Here is a 20,120-nt window from a genome sequence, read left to right on the forward strand (position 1 = left end):
CTTGAGCTTAAGTATGGTTAGGGCTTTGATTTATTACTAGGGTCTGTTGCTTAGCGCAATTTTGATTTACGCGCGGCAAACACTTGTCGAGGTGAAAAGCCGGTGACTAAAGCGGTCCCCAGCAGGATAACCATGGTGCCAACTACTGTGCTCCAGCCAATGCTTTCTTGCAAAAACACACTGCCCCAGAAAATGCCAAAAATAGGAATTAAGAAAGTAACCGTTAACGCCGACGACGCACCAACATCACTAATTAGACGATAGTAGAGCAAGTAAGCCACTCCGCTACACACCACGCCTAAAAACACTACCGACAACAACAAAGAGCTGCTTGGCGTTTCAACGACCGGAAAAAACAACAAGGTGGGCAATACTAAAATTGTTGACGCCCACATGCCACCATGCGCATTAGCAAAAGGCTCAACCGATTTAGCCGAGTGTGCATAACTACTGGCAATGCCATAACACACGGCAGCGCCAATAGACGCAGCAATAGCCAATCTAGCGCCAGGCTCTAGGCTGGCATTATCAAAACCCACTAAAATAGCCACGCCCACTACACCAATCAGTAAGCCACAGACCTTTTTCACTGGTAACGCTTGGCGCAGCCATAAGGCAGAAATTATCGCCCCCCATATTGGCGCGGTGGCATTAAGAATAGACAGCAAAGATGCCGACAAAGTTTGCGCTGCATAGGCCAGCAATAAAAATGGCAGGGCGGAGTTGAAAAAGCCCAAGATGAAGTAGTGACGCCAGTGCTGCATAAGCTGCAGTTTCTTTTTTAAGAAATAGCCCACAACCAATAGAAACAATGCCGCAAAACCCACCCGCAACTCAATCAGCATGGCGGGGCCAAGCACTGGCGCAGCAATGCGCATAAACAAAAACGAACTTCCCCAAATCGCCGAGAGCAACAACAAGCGAATAACACTGGCTAGTTCCATTTAGCTTCCCTAATCCTTAAATCAAAAATGCAGTGTGCAACAAACTAAAATAACAAGCGACCCGATAATTGCTCACAACAAAAAAAAGCCACCTAAGGGTGGCTTTTAGCAAGTAAGCAAACAGCTTAGCGAGCGGCTTTAATATGGTCAGCAATTAAGAATGCCAACTCTAAAGCTTGGTCTGCATTTAAGCGTGGGTCACAGTAGGTGTGGTAACGCTGGGCTAAATCATGTTCAGTGATCTGGAAAGCACCACCGACACATTCGGTCACGTTACGGCCAGTCATTTCAAAGTGAACACCACCCGCGTAAGTGCCTTCGGCTTTATGAATTTGGAAGAACTGCTGAACTTCACGTAGTACGTCATCTACGCGGCGCGTTTTGTAACCATTTGGCGCTTTAATGGTATTGCCGTGCATTGGATCTGAGCTCCACACCACGTTTTTACCTTCGCGCTCAACCGCTTGAATTAACGCAGGTAAGTGGTCTGCCACTTTATCTGCGCCCATACGTACGATTAAGTTCAAACGACCCGCTTCGTTGTTCGGGTTAATAATATCGATAATGCGTAATAGCTCTTCTGGATCAGTAGTAGGACCAGCTTTTAGGCCTATCGCATTTTCTACGCCACGTAAGAACTCGATATGAGCATGGTCGATTTGACGAGTACGATCGCCAATCCATAACATGTGTGCCGAACAGTCGTACCACTTACCAGTAAGGCTGTCACAACGTGTTAAAGCTTGCTCGTAAGGAAGCAACAAAGCTTCGTGTGAAGTGTACAAGTTGGTTTCACGCAACTGAGGCGCGGTAGCTGGGTTAATACCACAGGCGCTCATAAAGGCCAGTGACTCTTCAATGCTGCCAGCTAATGCTTCGTAACGCTCACCTAGTGGGCTTTTCTTAATGAAGTCCAAGTTCCATTTATGTACTTGGTTTAAATCGGCTAAACCACCTTGAGCAAAGGCACGTAGCAAGTTCAAGGTTGAAGTTGATTGGTTGTAAGCTTCGATCATACGCTGCGGATCAGGCACACGACTTTTCTCGTTAAAGTCGATGGCGTTGATGATGTCACCACGGTAAGAAGGCCAGCTTTCACCATTAATGGTTTCCATGTCTTCACTACGCGGCTTAGCAAACTGGCCAGCAATACGGCCAATTTTAACCACTGGTTTTTGACCACCAAAGGTTAACACCACTGCCATTTGCATTAGCGCTTTAAAGGTATCGCGAATATGACTGGTACGGAACTCATCAAAACTCTCAGCACAATCACCACCTTGTAGTAAAAATGCTTCACCCTTGGCTACTTTGGCTAAGTCTTCACGTAAAGCGCGTGCTTCACCAGCAAAAACTAGCGGCGGCTGATCAGCCAAATACTTCTCGGTTTGTTGAAGCTTTTCTTGATCAGGGTAAGTAGGTAATTGTTTTACTGGTTTGTCTCTCCAGCTTGAGGGTGTCCATTGCGTCATGTTGCGTTCCCGAGAGTGCTCTAAAAACTCCCATAATAGGCATTCTAGAGCGCATGAAAAGCGCTAATTTTAGTTTTTTTATGCGAGCTTAATTTTTTATTACTTCAGCGCAACAATAAAACGTAAATAACAACAAAAAAAAACAACTGAAACAGCTCACATTTTCATACAAATCTACGCTTTGGCCCATAGGGAGGGCACTGCACATTTGTTAACATGATCAACAAGATAACCACTTCTATGAAACCTATGAAACAAGCATCAGCAACCTTAAAAGACGTCGCCAAAGTAGCAGGCGTATCTCATCAAACGGTAGCTCGCGTGGTGAGAAAGTCACCCAAAGTTGCTGAAAAGACACGTATTAAAGTTGAGAAAGCCATTGCCGACTCTGGCTACTTGCCAAATCGCATGGCTCAACAATTAGCGCGTCGCAAGTCTCTCACCTTAGGATTTGTCTCAATTGATATCTCCTTACACGCTATTTCGAAAATTGCGGAAGGTATTCGTAAAGAGGCAGCGAAGCAAGGTTTCACCTTATCAATCTCAACCATGAATGAGCTAAATCCAGATGCTTGCAACCAAGCTATCGACGAACTGCTTGGTCAACAGGTTGATGGTTTGATCATCAATACCTCGGTGACCCACACGATGATCAAACAGATTCTAGAACGCGGCAATTTGCCCCCTTGCATCTTCATCGACTTTGATAATACCAGCGAAGCCTTGCAGGTATCTCATGATCAAGTTGGCGGGGCTAGCCTCGCTGCGCAGCACCTTATCGATTTAGGCCATACTAAGATCGCCCTAATTAACGGTGCAGAAGACACCTGTGTGGCTCATTGGCGTGAAACAGGTTGGTTAAACACCTTAGAAAATGGCGGGCTTAAACCGGTACACACCATTCATGGTAAATGGAATGCTCGTAGCGGTTATCAAGCTACGATAGATTTGCTAGATGCTGGCCACGATTTCACAGCGTTACTGGTGGCTAATGATGAGATGTGCTTAGGTGTGTTACGCGCCCTAAACGAGCGCCACATTAAAGTACCAGAAGACATATCAGTAGTGGGCTTTGATAACCACGAAGACAGTGAGTTTTACAACCCGCCGCTTACCACTGTTGCGCAAGACTGCCTAGAACTGGGCGAGAAATCGGTAAGTTTATTGATGCAACAAATGAAAGAGCAAGCACCCGAGCAAGCACAAGTGTTATTGCCAACTCACTTGGTACAACGCCAAAGCACAGCGCCAGTAAAATCTTAAGGTCTTTAGCGAAGGCCTTAGCGCTTAACTAAGGCTGTTTCATTGGCAAACGGCGGCTACGTTTTGTGTGCTCGCCATATACACGCGCCCAAACTAAGTTGTTCAAATTTAGCCTTAAACGATGAATTTAACGGGCTACAAGCATACAAACCAAACTTGACCGAACAAGTTGCAGCAGCCGGCGGATCGCTTTGCTCCGCTGAGGTAGCCCCAAGTTGATGCAAATGAAAAATCCGCATTTGCTGATAGTTAACTCCGTCTTTAGCGTACTCAATTAAAAAGTCTGGTCCACGACGGCTTAAGCGATACCAAATGTGTTGTGGAGTAGCGATGTCTGTCGTGGCCCAATCGGAATAACCTAAGTTAGTGACCACCGATCCCAGCCGCGATAAGTTAGCTGTTTCATACTCAATAGAAGCTTTAAACCAGTTTTCGTCATTTAGGTAAATAATCACCCCAGCTTGGTCAAACTGAGCTTGGTAATTAAAGCTTACTTTCACGCTCAGGCTAAAGTTGTCTGCTCGCTCAATCAATAGTGCCGGCGCATTGTCATTACGAAAACCATAATAAGAGCGCTGCCAGAAGTCGGTATTGGCTTCGGTTTCGATCACTAACTGGGTTTCATCTAAAACAAATTGCTTAGGGCGGTTAATCCATTGCCCCTGTGAAAAGTCTTTCATCATTTCACTCCTGCTGGCTTAGGCCCTTGGCGAATAACGCGCTAGCTTGTGCTGTAAGCTTCGCTTCACCGTAGGCCACTCGTGATTAGTAATTGAAAACACCACCGTGTCACGATAACAACCTTGATCATCCACACTATGGTTACGCAAAACGCCATCTTGTTTCGCACCTAAACGGGCAATCGCGGCACGCGATGCTTGATTATGCCAGTGGGTTCTAAATTCTACTGCAATCGAATCAAGCTGTTCAAATGCGTAGCCTAACAGCAGCAACTTACATTGAGTATTTACCGCCGAACGCTGGTAACTTTTAGCGTACCAGGTATAGCCAATTTCCAAGCGTTTATTCACCACATCGGCATTGCAAAAACGGGTTGCACCAATCAATTTATTTGAGTGTTTATCCAGCACTACAAAGGGCAAAGCCACACCTTGCTGCTTTTGCAACAAAGCATTATCTAAATACGCATCAATGTTGCTGACGTTAGGCACGCTGGTATACCACAGCTCACTCAAATTGCCATCAGCCTCGGCGCTGAGTAAGGCATCACGATGACTTGGCAACAAAGGGCTAAGCACCACATCATCACTGGCTAATTCGGTTTCGATTAAGTAAGGCTGTTGGCTCATTGCGCATTCCAAATTGGCTATTTAGTACCGCTCAGATTAATACGCAAGCAGATGAATAGAAAGCAAAAAGTGTGGTTAAAAATCAAACTACAGGCGCTGTTGTTTTGACTACACTTAAGCGTAGTGATTGCAGCACCGTTACTCGCTATTGTTGGCTGCAACAAGCAAACTTTCACAAAAAATTGAGGATCATTATGGGTATCATTATTTGGTTATTGATTGGCGCGGTAGCGGGTTGGTTAGCTGGCAATATTATGAAAGGCGGCGGCTTTGGTGTAGTGGGCAATATTGTAGTGGGTATTGTTGGTTCGGTAATTGGGGGCTTTGTCTTTGGTTTACTGGGCTTTGGCAGTACCAGTATGTTGGGTTCGCTGATCACCGCTGTAGTGGGTGCAGTTATATTGCTCTACATCGTGAGTATTGTGAAGAAATAAGCCCTAAGATGAAACAAAAAAGCCAGCTAATAAGCTGGCTTTTTTTATTACTTAAGACTTGCTTAACCTTTCACAGCACCTGCTGTTAGGCCGTCGATCAACTTACGAGAAGTCATCACAAACAAAATCATTAATGGCACTACCGCAATGGCGGCACCGGCACAAATTGCTCCCCACGGTACCTGACCTGTACCTTGCAGCGCTCGTAGTGCTAGCGGCACGGTAAACATCTTCATGTCGTTCATTACAACCAATGGGCCCATGAAGTTGTTCCACTGACCAATAAAGGTAATAAGACCAAGCGTACCAAAGGCAGGTGTAATAAGTGGAACCACTACACGCCAGTAGATAGCAAACTCGTTACAGCCATCCATACGAGCCGCTTCAATTAGCTCTTTTGGAATCGCACTTGAGATGAACTGACGCATCATAAAGATACCCATTGCACCACAAGCCATTGGAATGTAAAGCGCACGTGGTTGGTTCATCCATTCCAGCTTAGACATAATCAAAGCTGTTGGAATCATGCCCAAGAACGGAGGTAATAACATGGTGCCCATAATCAAAATGAACATTAAGTTACGGCCTTTGAACTCAAACATCGCAAATGCATAACCCGCCAACGAACAGAAGAATAAGTTCAGTATTGTAGTAATTAACGCTACGTAGAAACTCAAACCAATGTTGTGCCAAAAGTACGGCAATGCGTCTAACAAAATACCTACGTTGTTAATGAACTCTCCACCAAACCACACTGGGGGTGGCACCGACAAAATCGATGAGTTGGTATGCGTTGCAAATACAAACATGAAGTAGAACGGGGCCAACATGATGATTGAGCCCATCCCCACGATGAAATAAGCAATGATATGGCTTTTAGTTAATTTATTCATAATTCGGTCCTACTTCTTCTCACCGAGCAATTTATTGTTACCCCAGGTGAGGAAGGCAATCAGAGCAAACAGAATCCAAGAGATAGCTGATGCAGTACCAAAGTCACCCTCTACGAACGCGGTAATGTACATGTGCATTGCAGCTGTTTTACCTGCCTGCTCAATACCACCGGTACCGCCAGTAATAATGAATGGTTCTTCAAATAACTGCAGGTTACCAATAATGGTTAAGGTTACTGCGAAGAACATCATAGGCTTAAGCATAGGTACAGTGATGTACCAGAATTGCTGCCAACGTTTAGCACCATCTACTGTTGCCGCTTCGTATAAATCTTTTGGAATGGTTTGCATTGCAGATAAGTACAATACCGTGTTCCACCCCACGTAGCGCCAGAACACTACGAAAGCAATCATCGTTTTAGTATATTCAGGACGGTTCCAGTCGATATTGGCGGTTGGGAATAACCAAGCCAAAGGTTGAATGTCGCCAACTGTCCAGTTACCAGCCGAAGTGAACAGCATGTTAATCATGCCGAAGTCACGCGAGAACAAGGTAGTGAATACCAAAGAAATCGCCACCGACGAGGTAATGAAAGGTAAGAAGTACATACCCACTACCGTGTTACGGCTGCGTTTAAAGCTGGTATGTAAAAAATAAGCCAGTGGTATAGCTACTACGTGCTGGGGAATACCCGCAGCCAAGGCTATCCAAATCGTGTTGTAAACAGATGTTTGGAACCAATCATCGGTTAAGGTAAAGGTAAAGTTCTCGATACCTACCCATTCCATGGCGGCTAAACCAGCTGCCGGCTCCCAGTAATGAAACGATAGAAATAAAGAAAACAGTAAGGGAAATAACCCAAACACAGCAAAAATAACAAAAAATGGACTGACAAATACGTAAGGAGCCCACTTATAGCCACTAGCATTTAGTCGCTGCTTTAGGGTCCGCTTTCTAATTTTAACTACTGGTGGTCTTACGGCAGACTCGACAGAAGACATCTTTAACTCCCGACAAAAAGAAAGAGAGGGAGGCGAGCTCCCTCAGTGTTAATATTAACGTCTAGCGCGACGTTTGATTTGTTTCGCAGCGTCAGCTAACACAGTGTCAATGTCAGCGTCACGCTCTAGTACAGCTTCTAAAGCATCGTTAATGATTTGCTCAGCAACTGGATCATGCTTGTGTACGTCCATTGCTGGAATACGGTCAGCAGCTTCCTTCCACTCTACGCGAGCCACTTGGCCGCCTAAGTACTCAATTGGTTGATTAACAAAATCATCGTTTTGAGCTTCAATAAGAGCAGGGAAAGCATCTAAGTCACGGAATGCAGCAATTTGCATTTCTTTGTTCATAGTCATGAATTTAATGAATTCCCAAGCTGCTTCTTTGTTTTTAGCTTTCTTAGGAATACCGTAGAATGAACCACCCCAGCTAGCGTATGCGCCTGCAGGTAGGTGAGAAGAGCGCCATAAGCCTTTACTTTCTGGTGCAATCCAACCGTTTAAGTGACCGCCTAACCAAGCACCCATCATTTGAGAAGCGATAGTGCCGCGACGTAGACCTTCGGTCCACTCAGAGCTCCATGCGCCTACTTGAGCATCGATACCTGCTTCACGAACCGCTTTCGCTAAACGGAATGCTTCTTTAAAGCGGTCTGACTCAACAGTGATAGAGTTATCTGCATCAAAGTAGATGCCTTGGCCGTCTTTTAGGCCACTGCGAATTACGATGTCTTTGATATCTGTCGCACTTGAAACAAGGTAAGAACCTGTTGCTTCTTTAATTTTCTTACCAGCTGCAATGTAAGAGTCCCAATCTTTAGTTAGGTCTGCTTTCGTTACACCTGCTTTTTCTAAGATATCTTCACGGTAGAACAATGCACCCGGGCCAATATCGGCTGGGATAGCAGCCAAAGTACCACTACCACCGGTAGCTAGTGGAACAGTGAACTTAGAGAATAGTTTTTCGTATTGCTCTGCGCTGTAAGGAGCGGCACGCAGATCTTCTAAGCCACCAGAAGCTGCAAAGCGGCCAATGTAGCCATATTCAATACCCATTACGTCAGGCAGGTTACCGCCAGTCGCAAGAGCAGTAGTCATTGCATTGTGGTGGTCACCATATGCAAGTGAAACTAATTTAATTTCTACTTCTGGGTGAAGCTTCTTGTATAGCGGAATTGCTGAGTTTACCGCTTGGTCAAAGCTTGGGAATGAAGCAACTGTTAGGGTAGTTTTTGCCCATGCTGACGTTGCGGTTAACGCCAGCGTGGTGCCTAGGGCTAACGCTACTGTTCCAAGTTTCTTTTTATTAAACATCCTATTCTCCTAAGTACATGAACTTTATTATTATTCAATGTCGCAATTGGCTAGTGCGCCTACGCTTTTACAAGCGCTGGGAGTAACTAGTTCATTTTTGGCAAGATTGCCTTTCCGGTTTCATTGTTAAACAAGTGGATCCGCGAGATATCGAAGAACAACTCCACTTTATCGTCCATATCAGCGTTTACATCATCAGCAATTGCCACTTCAGCAATAAAACGTGCACCATCCAGCTCACACTGCACGTGGTAGGTAGAACCAAGAAGCTCGACGCCGATAACATCAGCTTTCACGCTACCAATTGTTTCTGATTCAATAGAACGTTGATGTAGATACAGGTCACTTGGACGAATGCCCAAGGTACATACTTGGTTGTCTTCGCTGTACATCGCAGGTAAGTCGATGTGTTGGTCAGAGAATACCAAGCTTGATACTGTGCCAGCTTTCTTAATAGTTGCTGGGATCATATTCATTTCTGGCGCACCAATGAATGAAGCCACAAACTTGTTGGCTGGCTCTTCAAAGATTTCTTTTGGTGTACCAACTTGCTCAATGTAACCGTCTTTAAGAATCACGATGCGATCGGCCAAGGTCATAGCTTCTACTTGGTCGTGGGTTACATAGAGAGTAGTTGTGCCTAGCTTGTCGTGCAGAGTTTTAATCTCAGCACGCATAGAGCCACGAAGTTTGGCATCTAGGTTAGATAAAGGCTCATCAAATAAGAATACTTCTGGAGTACGTACCATTGCGCGGCCCATTGCCACACGTTGACGCTGACCACCAGATAACTCTTTTGGCTTACGTTGCAGCAACGGTGTTAGCTCCAACATGTCTGCCGCGTATTTAACACGCTTAGCAATCTCATCTTTTGCTACGCCGGTCATTTTCAAACCAAAGGCAATGTTTTGCTCAACGCTCATGTGTGGGTATAGCGCATAGCTTTGGAACACCATGGCGATGTTACGTTCCATTGGGTGTAGGTCGTTAACTAATTCATCGGCGATGAAAATTTCACCGTCTGAAATATCTTCCAAGCCAGCCAGCATTCTTAGCGTTGTTGATTTACCGCAACCAGAAGGGCCAAGCAAAACCACAAACTCGCCATCATTAATGTGCAAGTCGAAGCTTTTCACTACTTCCGTTTTACCAAAACGTTTTTTCAAATTATTAAATGTAACTGCTGCCATGATGTTTCATTTCCATAAGTTTTAATGTGGAGAGGCGTTAATATGAGCCAACAGATTCGCTCCGTTTCAAATCCCATGTAAGCGCTTTCTTGGAATCAACTTTAGCTAAGCCTGAAAAGGTCTTCAAACGAATAAAGGTTAAGATTTGAGGCCTGTCATAAAAAAAGCCAGTATCATGACAAATAGCAACAATTAAACTATAAAACATAATATTTACTGGCTAAAACCGCAGAACTGGCGGGAAACAGCCACCAAAAAAAACTCAATTATTTGTCTTAAGAAAGGCTTTCATAGTGTGAAAAACTATGTCAGAGGGGTATCACGCAAACTTTTGTCTGTATTGATTGGGTGTCATCTCCATCTCCTGCCGAAACAAATAATATAAGTAGTGCTGGTTAGAGAAGCCCGCAGCATCGGCGATGGCATCCACTGAAGAAGAGGTTGAAGTCAGCTGCTGCTTAGCAAATTCCATACGTACTTGGTGTAATTGCTGGTGTACCGTTTTACCAAGAACCTGTTTGAATCTTGTTTCAAGAGTTTTGCGAGATACCGCACAATAGTCGACAACTTGCTCCACTTTGATCCGGCGGTGAAAATTGCTATTTAAAAAGAATAGGGCCTTAGTGATCAAGGGATCGGTTTGGGTAACGTTGTCGGCAGAAGCGCCACTCACCAACTCGGTAGCGGGTACCAAAACTTCACGTGCTGGCTTACCTTCGATTTGTTCTTGCAGCACCGCTAAGGCTTGTTCACCAATTTGTCGAATGGGCAATACCGCAGAGCATAATGAAATGGGTGATAAAGCGCTTTCAGTAGGGTCTGCATCAATACCAATTAACGAATAGTGCTCAGGTACACTGATGTTTTGATCGTTGCATAGGCTGGCAAACTGCCTGGCCTGAGTATCAGAAGCTGCTACCACACCTACCGTGCTCTCTGGCGTCACTAATTCAGGAACGGTTAACTCTACATATTCGAGGCGATATTTAAGGGCGATTTTGGCTAAAGCAAATTTACGCTCCTTTACCCAAGGTGCAGTAAATGCTGGCACCCCGCTAAAGAAGCCAACACGACGAATGCCTTTAGCCAAAAACGATTGTACGATGAGTTCTACAATGGCGAAGCTATCGGGGCTCACTCTCGCTAAATGAGCTTGAGAAGGAAGGCTTAAGCGAGAACCAGAAATAGCCACTAAGGGCAGTGAAAGTTTTTCACAAAAGGCGGCCACTCCGGGCTTATCAAAATCGGCAATCACCCCACAAAAGCGATCAAGTTTCACCAAATTGGCTTCTGAAATAGTCATTACTTCAGGCTGCATCCAACGAGCCATAGGACTAGGGTTATGCGTAATGCCCTGCAATATCTCTCGGTCATAGGGATGTTTAACATCCAATAATAACAATACAGCGTTATCTTTACGCATTTAAAGGCTCCTTTGCTCCACACTAGCGGCCAATACCAGTATAAGAGTATTAGTACCTGTAACTTGGCTTAGCGGCTAGCGCTAAGCCAAGAATATTTGCAGTGGTACTAATTATTCGTTCAACCATAGGATGTTGGTCACACAGCGCGGATAATACAAACTACCAATTGGCTTACCCGAACTGAACTGATCACAACATGCGTGTTTGCTTGCACCTAGTGTTTGCCAGCGTTGGTGAGCTGCATCAGCTTCCACGCTATTGGCTAGATCAATGTTTAATACTTTACGCGCAACGTATTGGTTTAAATAAATTTTACTTACCCAAGAATTATCTGCGGTTGATGAGAGCTTCCATGCGCCATCAGGGTACAAACAATGCTCATCGTTTAATATGTATTTTAGATGAGTTTTAAGTACTTTAATGTATTCCCCATAAGGGCCTTGTTCTGACACAGCTTCTAACAAACCCATCTCATAAGGGTAAACCAGGGCTTCAATAGCTGGAATAATCGCACTGGTGGAATGCCCATCAAGCACTGCGGGAATATAACCTAGTTGTGTATCAAAGCTGTTGCTTAACTTATCCGCGCAACGTTTAGCGGCGGCGAGAGCAATCTCTGCTCGCTCACTTTCACCCAGTTCTTGTAACACTTTAGCAATGGCTAAATACGCCGCCCAACTCTTACCTGCAAGGTAAATGTTGCCACGCGCTTGGCCTAAACTGTGATCGAGTGAATCGTAGGTGGTAATCTCGCCGCCTTGCTCGGTGCGAGCTGACTCAAAGCTCATGATGCCATCGCGCTGCTCAGCATCTGGGTGGTCACGATTAAGCAAAGACTGTAAACAATCAATTAAAGTACCGCGCTGCTCAGTGGCAAAGTCTTGGTCATTGGATTTGCTTATGTAAACCCCACAACACAATACCCAATTGGTTAGCTGCTCATAGGTCATATGACTAAAGCACACACGATCTAAACCAGCGACCTCATAAGAACTATGGCCTTTTGGACTCCAGTTGTTTGATACACCCATGTCGTGAGTGAATGAGATACCGCCCTTGTAGTTTTGTTCTGGATTAGTCGGATCGAAGATCTCGTCATAAAAACTATATTGCTTAAGGAACTGCTCTAAGGTGTTTTTCACGGTCCACGGGTTTTGCTGCATCTCAAAAAACAGCATATCAACGGTTAGGTCGAGAGTATTCATCATCAAATACTCGCCTTCATTAACCACCCAAACTGGCTCGGTGCCATCAAATAACCACTGAGTAGAGCCATAATAACTGCGGGTAGCATGCGCTAACAAAAACTGTTGATGGCTATTTAGCTTGCTCGCACGTAGTTGCTTGTCTGACGCTTCAGCGATAGCTGCATAGTTGTCAAAGTGCTTTAGGCCGTAAGCAAGCACATCGGTTAAGCCAGTAAAATGCTGGGTGTAGTAATATTGCATAGCGCGGTTAAAAGTAACATTTCCGGCCAAGTAAAAGCCTAGCGCTAAACGCAGCGTAACTGTTTCACCGGCTTTCACGTCAATCATTACCCCAGCTGTGGGGCCCAACATAAAGCAGTCATTATTTCCCATTTTGCTCAAGGCACTTTGCACAGAAAAGTGGCTAAAAGCACGAGCGCCCGGGCTTTGTGTAGCAATACCTATGCTGTCACGGCAAGTTACCCCTACCATGCCATTGGCATCGCCATCTAATAGTTTGTTCCAGCGTAACTCGTCACCCTGCAAGGCAAAAAAGCCGGTCCAGTCTTTATCGGAAGCATTATTAAAACTCAGCTCAACATATACTGCAGGACAGCTAGCTTGTTTAAGCTTTTTGTGTTCTGCCAAGCTAGGATCAGGCACTTCAAAAAACGGACTCAACACCTTAAAAGAAATACCAGGTGCGGCAAAAGTATCGCTAGCCCAAGCATAATCACGCTGGATATCGTCAAACAAGCGTTCCGTTAAGCTAGAAGTATCATCCTTTTGCACATAGCGTTCACTTTGGTCGTTGGCGCCTTTATAAAATGGAAACGCGTTAACTACACCTTCACCGTCTTGATAACCCACAAATACGTTACCGGCAAAAGGCGCACCTAACTCCAGCCCCATTCCTCCATGCTCGCCAAACTCCCCTACTGTAAAACTCGCTAACGCGCCCATAGGCGAGTGGTGTGCATGAAAAAACTGCTGATTTTGTTCCATAATAACTCCCAAGGAATTAAGGCGCCGGCAAGCTAAACCTCACCAATTACTTTAAATAATTAGCGAAATCCACGCATTTTAGCGACCAAGATTAGTCAAAACTGTTAGCGCTAACAGAGCTACAAAACAGTGTAAGCGCTTTCATGAGATTTAATCTACCCAAGCTAGATAAGCGATTCAAAGAAATAAGCGGCAAGATTTGAGTTCTGTCATAAAAAGCTGAGGCTTTATGACATAAGGAAATAGCAGATTGAAAAAACGTAAAGGCATGTGGCAAAACAAACGCCGCAAGCGACTTCACTTTAGCCCAGAAATAAGGTGTTAAATAGTAGCTAGAGATTGCTAAGCACAGCTGACAAAGCCTTACAATAAAGCCTCTGAAGCCATAATCAAATTTCTATCAGTACTGTATATTGAAGACCTCAACCTTGCTCGGACGCATCAACAGGCTAAAAAGGATTCTGCGCCAATGCCCCTATTCAACAAATACTTATCGATAAAAACTGCTGTTAGCCTGCTAAGCGCCTTAGTACTCGCTGCTTGTGGCGGTGGAGGGAGCGAAACTGCGGCCCCAGAGCCTGTGGCTCAAGTGCCGCAAAACAATATTGGCAATGCCTATATTCTTGATACTCACCCGGATGCAGGTTTGTTAACTGGCACTATAGCCATCACGCTAAACCAACAAACTGAAAATCCTAATGCAGCTGCAGATTCGGTGTGGGTTTATTGGGCCGATGAACATGGACAAGCCACTGGTGAAGCGTGGTTTAAAAGCAGCTCGAATAATCCCTATTCTATTGCACTACCACCACAAAGCAGTATTCCAGCAAATACCAGCGCGCTAGTATTGCACCCAGCTAATGCTCAAGGTCTGTCTGAGCAAGGCACACTTGTTCAATTTCACGACTTTAAAGGTAATGCACAATTATCCGGACCAGGGGGGAGCTACTTAACCCCATGGCAATATGGCGACGACCGCCCATACATTGCAGTGCAACGCATTGATCATCAAGGTGGAGTATGTATTTTTGATAATGGCTTAGTCAGTGTGATTGATATGCAAAATCAAACCGACCCTCGCGCCCACGATGGCGCGCAAGCGGCACTCACAGCCAACGAGCAAGCCTACCCGGCCTATGAGTTTTTGTGCAGCGACAACCCGGTTAATACTCACAAACCCTTAGCCGATGACCAGGGCATATGGACTTACTCGGCCATTAATGACGCCATGTTCTACGGCACAGTTGTATACAAGGTATTCTTAGAGCAACTCAAAGAACCGCCTTTGGCAGACAAATTACGCATTAGAGTGCATTACGGTAGCCAGTCCTCCCAGTATATTTTTTGGGATGGCGCTTACGCCAACTTTAGCGATGGAGTACCTCTGTTTCTAAATTTAGCCACCCTCGATCATATCGCTCATGAAGTAGCCCACGGGGTGTTAAATAGAATTAGTCCACTTGATGGATTTGAGCAGAACATTAGCGTAGACGCACAAACAGTGCATGAAGCCTTTGCCGACATATCAGGAGCAATGGTGAAACATGCCTTTAGCGGCGGTGATGATGTATGGGTTCATGGTGAAGAATCTGCCGGTTATACCCGCCAGTTAGATCAAATCGAAACAGAAGGTGGTGCGATTGCCAGTTATCTAGATTATGAGGATGCAGGAGACAACTACTACCTGCGTATTGGCATGCTAAGTTACCCCTTCTACCTTCTAGCAAATAAGTGGGGAATTACGCCAACTTACCAAGTTTATGTGAATGCTGCTAAACATTGCTGGCAACCAAACTTAAGCCTTGAAAGTGCCGCCCAATGTATCAAACAACAAGCACTAGCGGCAGGTTATGCTGCTGATGATGTGAATCAAGCTTTTAAAACGGTGAAGATAAAACTGTTTGATGAAGGTGTATTAAGCCACTATCGCTATCAAGCAAATGAGCAAGGCATTCAGTTTAGCGACAACAGTCGCAGCACCAGTGAGGTTGTGAGTTGGCATTGGGACTTTGGCGATGGCAGCAGCTCAAACTTGGCTAATCCTTCGCATACTTTTACAGAAGGCCGCTACCAAGTGACTTTAACCGTCACGGATCAATCCAACGACCAAGACAATTTTACCCGTACCTTAGCGGTAAGCTCTAACTAAAAATGACCAAACGCTAATAGAAAAAACTCCCCGCAGGAAGGAGGCGGGGAGGAAACAAAGTTGTAGGCTGAACCACTGATAGAGTCACACTAACAGCGATTGTTGTTGTCGGAGTTTGCTATGGGATTATGAGCAAGGCGCCTACAACTTGTTCAAACTTAATTCACACTCGTTAAACGAATGTTCTTAAACGTATAACTCACGCCCGGCTCTGCTCCTCCAACAAAAAACGCAAAAGCCGTTTTAGGATCAGAGTGGTCGGCGGTAAAACTAATATCAATTTGTTTGGGTGTATTATTTACTGCAACATCTTCGGCAAAATATGTTGCGTAATCACCCGAATCTTTTTGCAACATGATAGTCAGTGGGCTTTGCTTGCTTGCGCTTACTTCAGCCACTATTTGATAAGCCTGCCCTTTTGTCAGGTTTACTCTTGGACGCTTTAATTGGATCTGCCAAGGGTTACTGGCTTTATCTTCTATGGTAATAGTGACGCTATTGCCGCTAAAATTAAAACGGCCAGAGCCATCGCCCCAACCATCGGTTCCGGCATTCACTGGTTCCCAACGTTTACCTCCATCTAAGGCAATGTCTAGGCTTGCGGCGTAGCCCGATGTGGCCACGGTTACTAAGCCAAACGCTAAAATACAAGGCTTTAAAAAATTCACAATTGGTTCCTTAAGTTGGGTGCCCAACGCTCTAATAAGTTGAATTAAACTTAATATTGTTAAGGCTATAGCTCACACCCGGCCGTCCTTCGCCAAACATAATCGCAAAAGCAGCATGTTTCTCATCGTTAGGCATAGTGAATTCATAGCTATATAGTTTTTTCTCTACACCAACTAATTCGGTGCGCTGGAAGTAAGTTGTGTACTCTCCGCCATCTTGCTGTACCGTAAAACTAAGGTTGCTAGGTTCACTGGCCGAAGCCTCCACAGAGATTTCGTACGTAGTATCTTCAAACAAATACAAAGGGCGTTTAAGCTGAATATGCCAAAGATTACTGGCTTGTTTCTTTATTCGAACATTGGCCTGTTCATTAGCTAAACTAAAATCTGCAACACCATCTCCCCAACCTTGCAGGCCTGCGCTTATTTTCTCCCAGTCTTTGCCATCATTGAGGGTGTAAGTCACCATGATTGACGGAGAAATCTGTGCTTCTGGCTCTGAGGTGGTACTTGCACAAGCCGCTAAAAATACAGCGCTAACAACAGCAATAAAAACATAAAAACCTTTCATCTTCATATTCCTCTTTGTTAAACCACGCTAGCACTTTAGCTTGCGTGGTTAACTAGCAATTAGTTACTCACAAGACCACTCAACCGCGCCAGCTGGCACTGTTACTGTTTTCTCAAAAGCCACTTTTCCAATTTCGTAGCTAACGCTCTCGTTACCACGAATATCAAAGCTCATTAAATCGTTCACTTTTGTAATATCAAATGCACCGGTGGCGTCCTGTATCGAGAAACAGCTCATAGGTACCGCTACAGTTGTCCAACCGTCGGCTTCAAGGTCGGCTAATTGCGCTTGGCTAAAGTAAAAAGCTTGGCGATTTTTGTAGTCTTCGCCGGCATCAGTATTGGTTTGCATGAAGATCTGGTGAGAAGTTTCGCTAGTGGTAGCCACCAATACCGACAGGTCAATTAACAACAACCCATTTTGGTATTCGCTAAGATCTAGCTGGTTCTCTGCGCTACCCACAATAAAGTACACTTCAGCTGGGCCATCTTCGCCAGCCGAGAAGGTATCAACTTGCCAAGTTGCAACGCCGCCAGTTTCTTTTGCAGTTACCTGTAAAGAATCCGTTTTAGGGTAGCCTTCACCACGTGCCAATACTTGGCGGTTATAGGAATCTGAGTTTGAGCCAACCATAACAGAGAAGTTGGTGGCTGCTGTTCCATCATTAAGAATGACTAAAGCTTCACTTACAGGTGGCTCTACCGGCGTCTCATCTACTGGTGGCGCCACTGGTGTTTCTTCAATAGCATCCGTACAACCAGCCAATGCAACAGCACCCGCTAACATAGCTACTTTAAAAACTGTTTTTTTACTCATATTCATTTCCCTTTGAAATTGTTAAAGGTCAATTGGTGAATTCACCAATTGAGCCAGCGGGAGCCATGTTAACGAGGAAAATAAAATAAAAAACAGCCTAAACGCTATATGAAAAGGGATTCATAAAGAATCATAAAATAATACAAAGCGGGTCAAATAATCCAAAAAAATGTCGAGCAATAAACTCAACAAGTACTTATAGGAGTGATGTTAACCTTACCAACAACCAATAAAATCAGGCTGCAAAGAAAGCTGTAAGCCTTTGTTATTGGGTGACTAAAGCTGTTTCATAAAAAAACCCCGCAGAAGGTGCGGGGAGTAAACAAAGTTGCGAGCTAAGCAACAGCATGTAGCTAATCCAGCTGTTACTTAAGTTGTCGGAGTTTGCTTTTGGGATTATTAGCAAGGTGCCCGCAGTTTTGTTAAAAACTAATTCGCACTCTTTAGGCGAATATTTTTAAAGCTATAAGTTACACCAGGTTTTCCACCACCTACAAAAAATGCAAAGGCCGCTTTGGAATCACTTTTAGGCGCTTTAAAAGTTAAATCAAATGTTTGAGCATTAGGGCTTACTGATAAATCTTCTGCGTAATAAGTTGCATAATCGCCGGAGTCTTTTTGCACAATAATAGTTAATGGGCTTTTCTCAGTAGCGGTTACTTCAGCAGTAATATTATAAGTTTGGCCTTTCTCTAATTTCACTCTTGGGCGCTTAAGTTGAATATGCCAAGGGTTACTGGCTTTATCATTAACGGTTACCGTAGCGGTTTCACCATTAAAACTAAAAGCACCAGAGCCATCACCCCATCCGTCGTCACCAGCATTAACCTGGTCCCATCGATTTCCACTATCCAAGCTAATATCTAAGCTTGCTGCTGTTACACCTGTTGCAACGGTAAACAAACCGGCTGCTAATGCTAAGGATTTAAGTAATGTCATGATTTATTCCTGTACTGTAAAAAGCTGTCTAATAAAAATGACTAGTAGGTGGAATTCAGTTTGATATTACTTAGGCTGTAGCTCACCCCACGGTCAGCCTCGCCAAACATAATAGAAAAAGTTCCCTTCCTCTCGTCATTGGGCATGGTGAATTCGTAGGTATACAGTTTGCTATCGGTGCCAACCAATTCCGTACGATAGAAATAAGTAATGTACTCACCGTAATTTTGTTGAACAGCAATCACCATATTGCTTGGCTCACTGGCAGAAGCCTCAACACTTAACTCATATTTCATATCTTCTAATAAAGCCACGGGACGCTTTATTTGAATATGCCAAGGATTACTCGCTTTCTTTTTAACTCTAATATTGGCTTGTTCATTCGCTAAACTGAAATCAGCAACACCATCTCCCCAACCTTGCAAACCGGCACTTACTTTGTCCCAGCCTTTACCATTGTTAAGGGTATAGGTGACCATCATTGGAATTGCGAATTGATCATCTTCGCTGCCGCTCCCGGAGTTTTCTGTATTGGCACACGCCACTAAAAAACAACTAGCAAGGACAGTGAAAAAAACATAAAAACCTTTCATTTTCATATTCCTTATGAGCCATATATCCATAAAACGCGCACGGTAAAAATACTGTGCGCGCTCAATCTAGCTGTGATTAACTACAAGTCCACTCAACGGCGCCGTCTGGTATCATCGTTTCATCAGCTTCATACTTCACAGTGCCTAGTTCATAAGTTACTGATTCGTTGCGAATATCCATACGGAAAACTTCGTTAACTTTAGTGATGTCGAAGTTACCGGCATCATCTGGAGAGAAACAGCTCACCTTAACGGCGAAGGTTTTCCAACCTGCCGATTCTTCAGCCGCTAGCAGATCTTGGCCAAAGTAAAATACATTACGGTCTAACCAAGGGGTTGAGCCACCACCGGTTTCCATTACGATCTGGTGGCTAGTGCTACCAGTCGCTGTTGCGTTAGTTACAGACATATCAAATAACAATACACCACCAGCATAGTCAGTCATGTCCATGGCTGTATCGTTACTTACGATAAAGTAAGCTTCACCCGCACCATAGGTATCTACTTTCCAAGCGTATTCCTCACCATTAGCACCTGGGCTAACTGTAATACCATTTGCTTTGGTATAACTCTCGCCTTTAGCTAAAGCGCTTTTATCATAATCTTCACTACTACCAGCAAGAACACCAAATCCAGCAGCTGCTACACCATCATCAATAACAACAAATACATCACCTTCTGGTGGCTCTACTGGCGGGTCAACTGGATCTTCAATTGAATCGGTACAACCGGCTAATGCAACTGCGCCAGCTAACATCGTGATTTTAAAAATTGCGTTTTTGCTCATGCTCATCTCCCTGTGAATTTGATAAGGCAGTAGGTCCGTGTTCCTTGTTGCCTATGGAAATTATCCTAGGGTTGGCCAGCAGCCAAAAAAACGATAATGATCACAATGTAAGCGCTAACACGACATAAAATTCAATATCGATGATTACATCAACAAATA

General features: G+C 44.4%; 19 protein-coding genes. 3 read left to right on the top strand and 16 right to left on the bottom strand.

Annotated features, from left to right (window positions below; genetic code table 11):
• Positions 1-50: 50 nt before the first annotated feature.
• Both ACYFDN_RS11590 and ACYFDN_RS11595 read right to left on the bottom strand, forming a co-directional pair.
• Positions 51-944 (bottom strand): DMT family transporter, encoded by an 894-nt coding sequence (locus tag ACYFDN_RS11590; RefSeq protein ID WP_406609722.1) that lies wholly within the window; start codon positions 942-944, stop codon positions 51-53.
• Between the two features lie 125 nt (positions 945-1,069).
• Positions 1,070-2,416 (bottom strand): class II 3-deoxy-7-phosphoheptulonate synthase, encoded by a 1,347-nt coding sequence (locus ACYFDN_RS11595; protein WP_152783206.1) that lies wholly within the window; start codon positions 2,414-2,416, stop codon positions 1,070-1,072.
• A gap of 249 nt (positions 2,417-2,665) precedes the next feature.
• On the opposite strand from ACYFDN_RS11595, the gene ACYFDN_RS11600 reads away from it, so the two are divergent.
• Positions 2,666-3,679, top strand: coding sequence for a LacI family DNA-binding transcriptional regulator (locus ACYFDN_RS11600; RefSeq protein WP_483511226.1), 1,014 nt, complete (start codon positions 2,666-2,668; stop codon positions 3,677-3,679).
• A 56-nt stretch (positions 3,680-3,735) separates the two neighbouring features.
• On the opposite strand, the gene ACYFDN_RS11605 is transcribed toward ACYFDN_RS11600, so the two are convergent.
• Entirely contained in the window at positions 3,736-4,359 is a 624-nt protein-coding gene (locus ACYFDN_RS11605; RefSeq protein ID WP_483511227.1) for a DUF1349 domain-containing protein, read from the bottom strand.
• A gap of 18 nt (positions 4,360-4,377) precedes the next feature.
• A complete protein-coding gene (locus ACYFDN_RS11610) occupies positions 4,378-4,989 on the bottom strand; it encodes a GNAT family N-acetyltransferase (protein WP_483511228.1) in 612 nt (203 codons plus the stop codon).
• A 194-nt stretch (positions 4,990-5,183) separates the two neighbouring features.
• Between ACYFDN_RS11610 and ACYFDN_RS11615 the strand changes: the two genes are divergently transcribed.
• Complete coding sequence (locus ACYFDN_RS11615; RefSeq protein WP_040307223.1) at positions 5,184-5,423, top strand: GlsB/YeaQ/YmgE family stress response membrane protein; 240 nt, start codon at positions 5,184-5,186, stop codon at positions 5,421-5,423.
• A 62-nt stretch (positions 5,424-5,485) separates the two neighbouring features.
• Here the strand turns inward: ACYFDN_RS11615 and ACYFDN_RS11620 are convergent, their stop codons facing one another.
• From ACYFDN_RS11620 to ACYFDN_RS11645, 6 genes are all read right to left on the bottom strand, one after another.
• On the bottom strand, positions 5,486-6,316 hold the full coding sequence (locus ACYFDN_RS11620) for a carbohydrate ABC transporter permease (RefSeq protein ID WP_016401909.1): 831 nt from the start codon (positions 6,314-6,316) through the stop codon (positions 5,486-5,488).
• A 9-nt stretch (positions 6,317-6,325) separates the two neighbouring features.
• On the bottom strand, positions 6,326-7,318 hold the full coding sequence (locus ACYFDN_RS11625; RefSeq protein ID WP_152783200.1) for a carbohydrate ABC transporter permease: 993 nt from the start codon (positions 7,316-7,318) through the stop codon (positions 6,326-6,328).
• Positions 7,319-7,372: 54 nt separating this feature from the next.
• Complete coding sequence (locus ACYFDN_RS11630; RefSeq protein ID WP_016401912.1) at positions 7,373-8,632, bottom strand: ABC transporter substrate-binding protein; 1,260 nt, start codon at positions 8,630-8,632, stop codon at positions 7,373-7,375.
• 86 nt (positions 8,633-8,718) lie between these two features.
• Entirely contained in the window at positions 8,719-9,822 is a 1,104-nt protein-coding gene (locus ACYFDN_RS11635) for an ABC transporter ATP-binding protein (protein WP_406609730.1), read from the bottom strand.
• Between the two features lie 319 nt (positions 9,823-10,141).
• Positions 10,142-11,245, bottom strand: coding sequence for a helix-turn-helix domain-containing protein (locus ACYFDN_RS11640; protein ID WP_338622421.1), 1,104 nt, complete (start codon positions 11,243-11,245; stop codon positions 10,142-10,144).
• A gap of 111 nt (positions 11,246-11,356) precedes the next feature.
• Entirely contained in the window at positions 11,357-13,438 is a 2,082-nt protein-coding gene (locus ACYFDN_RS11645; RefSeq protein ID WP_483511229.1) for a glycoside hydrolase family 52 protein, read from the bottom strand.
• Positions 13,439-13,907: 469 nt separating this feature from the next.
• On the opposite strand from ACYFDN_RS11645, the gene ACYFDN_RS11650 reads away from it, so the two are divergent.
• On the top strand, positions 13,908-15,587 hold the full coding sequence (locus ACYFDN_RS11650) for a PKD domain-containing protein (protein WP_483511230.1): 1,680 nt from the start codon (positions 13,908-13,910) through the stop codon (positions 15,585-15,587).
• A 158-nt stretch (positions 15,588-15,745) separates the two neighbouring features.
• Here ACYFDN_RS11650 and ACYFDN_RS11655 read toward each other — a convergent pair whose 3' ends face one another.
• From ACYFDN_RS11655 to ACYFDN_RS11680, 6 genes are all read right to left on the bottom strand, one after another.
• The gene (locus ACYFDN_RS11655) at positions 15,746-16,255 is read right to left on the bottom strand and encodes a carbohydrate binding domain-containing protein (RefSeq protein ID WP_483511231.1); all 510 of its coding nucleotides are present in this window, start codon (positions 16,253-16,255) and stop codon (positions 15,746-15,748) included.
• A gap of 31 nt (positions 16,256-16,286) precedes the next feature.
• Entirely contained in the window at positions 16,287-16,826 is a 540-nt protein-coding gene (locus ACYFDN_RS11660) for a carbohydrate binding domain-containing protein (protein WP_152783189.1), read from the bottom strand.
• A gap of 63 nt (positions 16,827-16,889) precedes the next feature.
• Positions 16,890-17,642, bottom strand: a complete 753-nt coding sequence (locus ACYFDN_RS11665) for a hypothetical protein (protein WP_152783187.1) — start codon at positions 17,640-17,642, stop codon at positions 16,890-16,892.
• 429 nt (positions 17,643-18,071) lie between these two features.
• Positions 18,072-18,581 carry a carbohydrate binding domain-containing protein gene (locus ACYFDN_RS11670; protein WP_016401920.1) on the bottom strand — a complete coding sequence of 170 codons (510 nt, stop codon included), beginning with the start codon at positions 18,579-18,581 and terminating at the stop codon, positions 18,072-18,074.
• 41 nt (positions 18,582-18,622) lie between these two features.
• Positions 18,623-19,174 carry a carbohydrate binding domain-containing protein gene (locus ACYFDN_RS11675; RefSeq protein WP_152783183.1) on the bottom strand — a complete coding sequence of 184 codons (552 nt, stop codon included), beginning with the start codon at positions 19,172-19,174 and terminating at the stop codon, positions 18,623-18,625.
• A 76-nt stretch (positions 19,175-19,250) separates the two neighbouring features.
• The gene (locus ACYFDN_RS11680) at positions 19,251-19,961 is read right to left on the bottom strand and encodes a hypothetical protein (RefSeq protein ID WP_483511232.1); all 711 of its coding nucleotides are present in this window, start codon (positions 19,959-19,961) and stop codon (positions 19,251-19,253) included.
• Positions 19,962-20,120: the final 159 nt, after the last annotated feature.

This window comes from Agarivorans sp. D1326 (assembly GCF_056958115.1).

Excerpts from the sequence above, each read along its gene's own strand:
- ACYFDN_RS11590 (WP_406609722.1), bottom strand. The coding sequence starts at position 944 with ATGGAACTAGCCAGTGTTATTCGCTTGTTGTTGCTCTCGGCGATTTGG.
- ACYFDN_RS11595 (WP_152783206.1), bottom strand. The coding sequence starts at position 2,416 with ATGACGCAATGGACACCCTCAAGCTGGAGAGACAAACCAGTAAAACAA.
- ACYFDN_RS11600 (WP_483511226.1), top strand. The coding sequence starts at position 2,666 with ATGAAACAAGCATCAGCAACCTTAAAAGACGTCGCCAAAGTAGCAGGC.
- ACYFDN_RS11605 (WP_483511227.1), bottom strand. The coding sequence starts at position 4,359 with ATGAAAGACTTTTCACAGGGGCAATGGATTAACCGCCCTAAGCAATTT.
- ACYFDN_RS11610 (WP_483511228.1), bottom strand. The coding sequence starts at position 4,989 with ATGAGCCAACAGCCTTACTTAATCGAAACCGAATTAGCCAGTGATGAT.
- ACYFDN_RS11615 (WP_040307223.1), top strand. The coding sequence starts at position 5,184 with ATGGGTATCATTATTTGGTTATTGATTGGCGCGGTAGCGGGTTGGTTA.
- ACYFDN_RS11620 (WP_016401909.1), bottom strand. The coding sequence starts at position 6,316 with ATGAATAAATTAACTAAAAGCCATATCATTGCTTATTTCATCGTGGGG.
- ACYFDN_RS11625 (WP_152783200.1), bottom strand. The coding sequence starts at position 7,318 with ATGTCTTCTGTCGAGTCTGCCGTAAGACCACCAGTAGTTAAAATTAGA.
- ACYFDN_RS11630 (WP_016401912.1), bottom strand. The coding sequence starts at position 8,632 with ATGTTTAATAAAAAGAAACTTGGAACAGTAGCGTTAGCCCTAGGCACC.
- ACYFDN_RS11635 (WP_406609730.1), bottom strand. The coding sequence starts at position 9,822 with ATGGCAGCAGTTACATTTAATAATTTGAAAAAACGTTTTGGTAAAACG.
- ACYFDN_RS11640 (WP_338622421.1), bottom strand. The coding sequence starts at position 11,245 with ATGCGTAAAGATAACGCTGTATTGTTATTATTGGATGTTAAACATCCC.
- ACYFDN_RS11645 (WP_483511229.1), bottom strand. The coding sequence starts at position 13,438 with ATGGAACAAAATCAGCAGTTTTTTCATGCACACCACTCGCCTATGGGC.
- ACYFDN_RS11650 (WP_483511230.1), top strand. The coding sequence starts at position 13,908 with ATGCCCCTATTCAACAAATACTTATCGATAAAAACTGCTGTTAGCCTG.
- ACYFDN_RS11660 (WP_152783189.1), bottom strand. The coding sequence starts at position 16,826 with ATGAAAGGTTTTTATGTTTTTATTGCTGTTGTTAGCGCTGTATTTTTA.
- ACYFDN_RS11665 (WP_152783187.1), bottom strand. The coding sequence starts at position 17,642 with ATGAGTAAAAAAACAGTTTTTAAAGTAGCTATGTTAGCGGGTGCTGTT.
- ACYFDN_RS11670 (WP_016401920.1), bottom strand. The coding sequence starts at position 18,581 with ATGACATTACTTAAATCCTTAGCATTAGCAGCCGGTTTGTTTACCGTT.
- ACYFDN_RS11675 (WP_152783183.1), bottom strand. The coding sequence starts at position 19,174 with ATGAAAGGTTTTTATGTTTTTTTCACTGTCCTTGCTAGTTGTTTTTTA.
- ACYFDN_RS11680 (WP_483511232.1), bottom strand. The coding sequence starts at position 19,961 with ATGAGCAAAAACGCAATTTTTAAAATCACGATGTTAGCTGGCGCAGTT.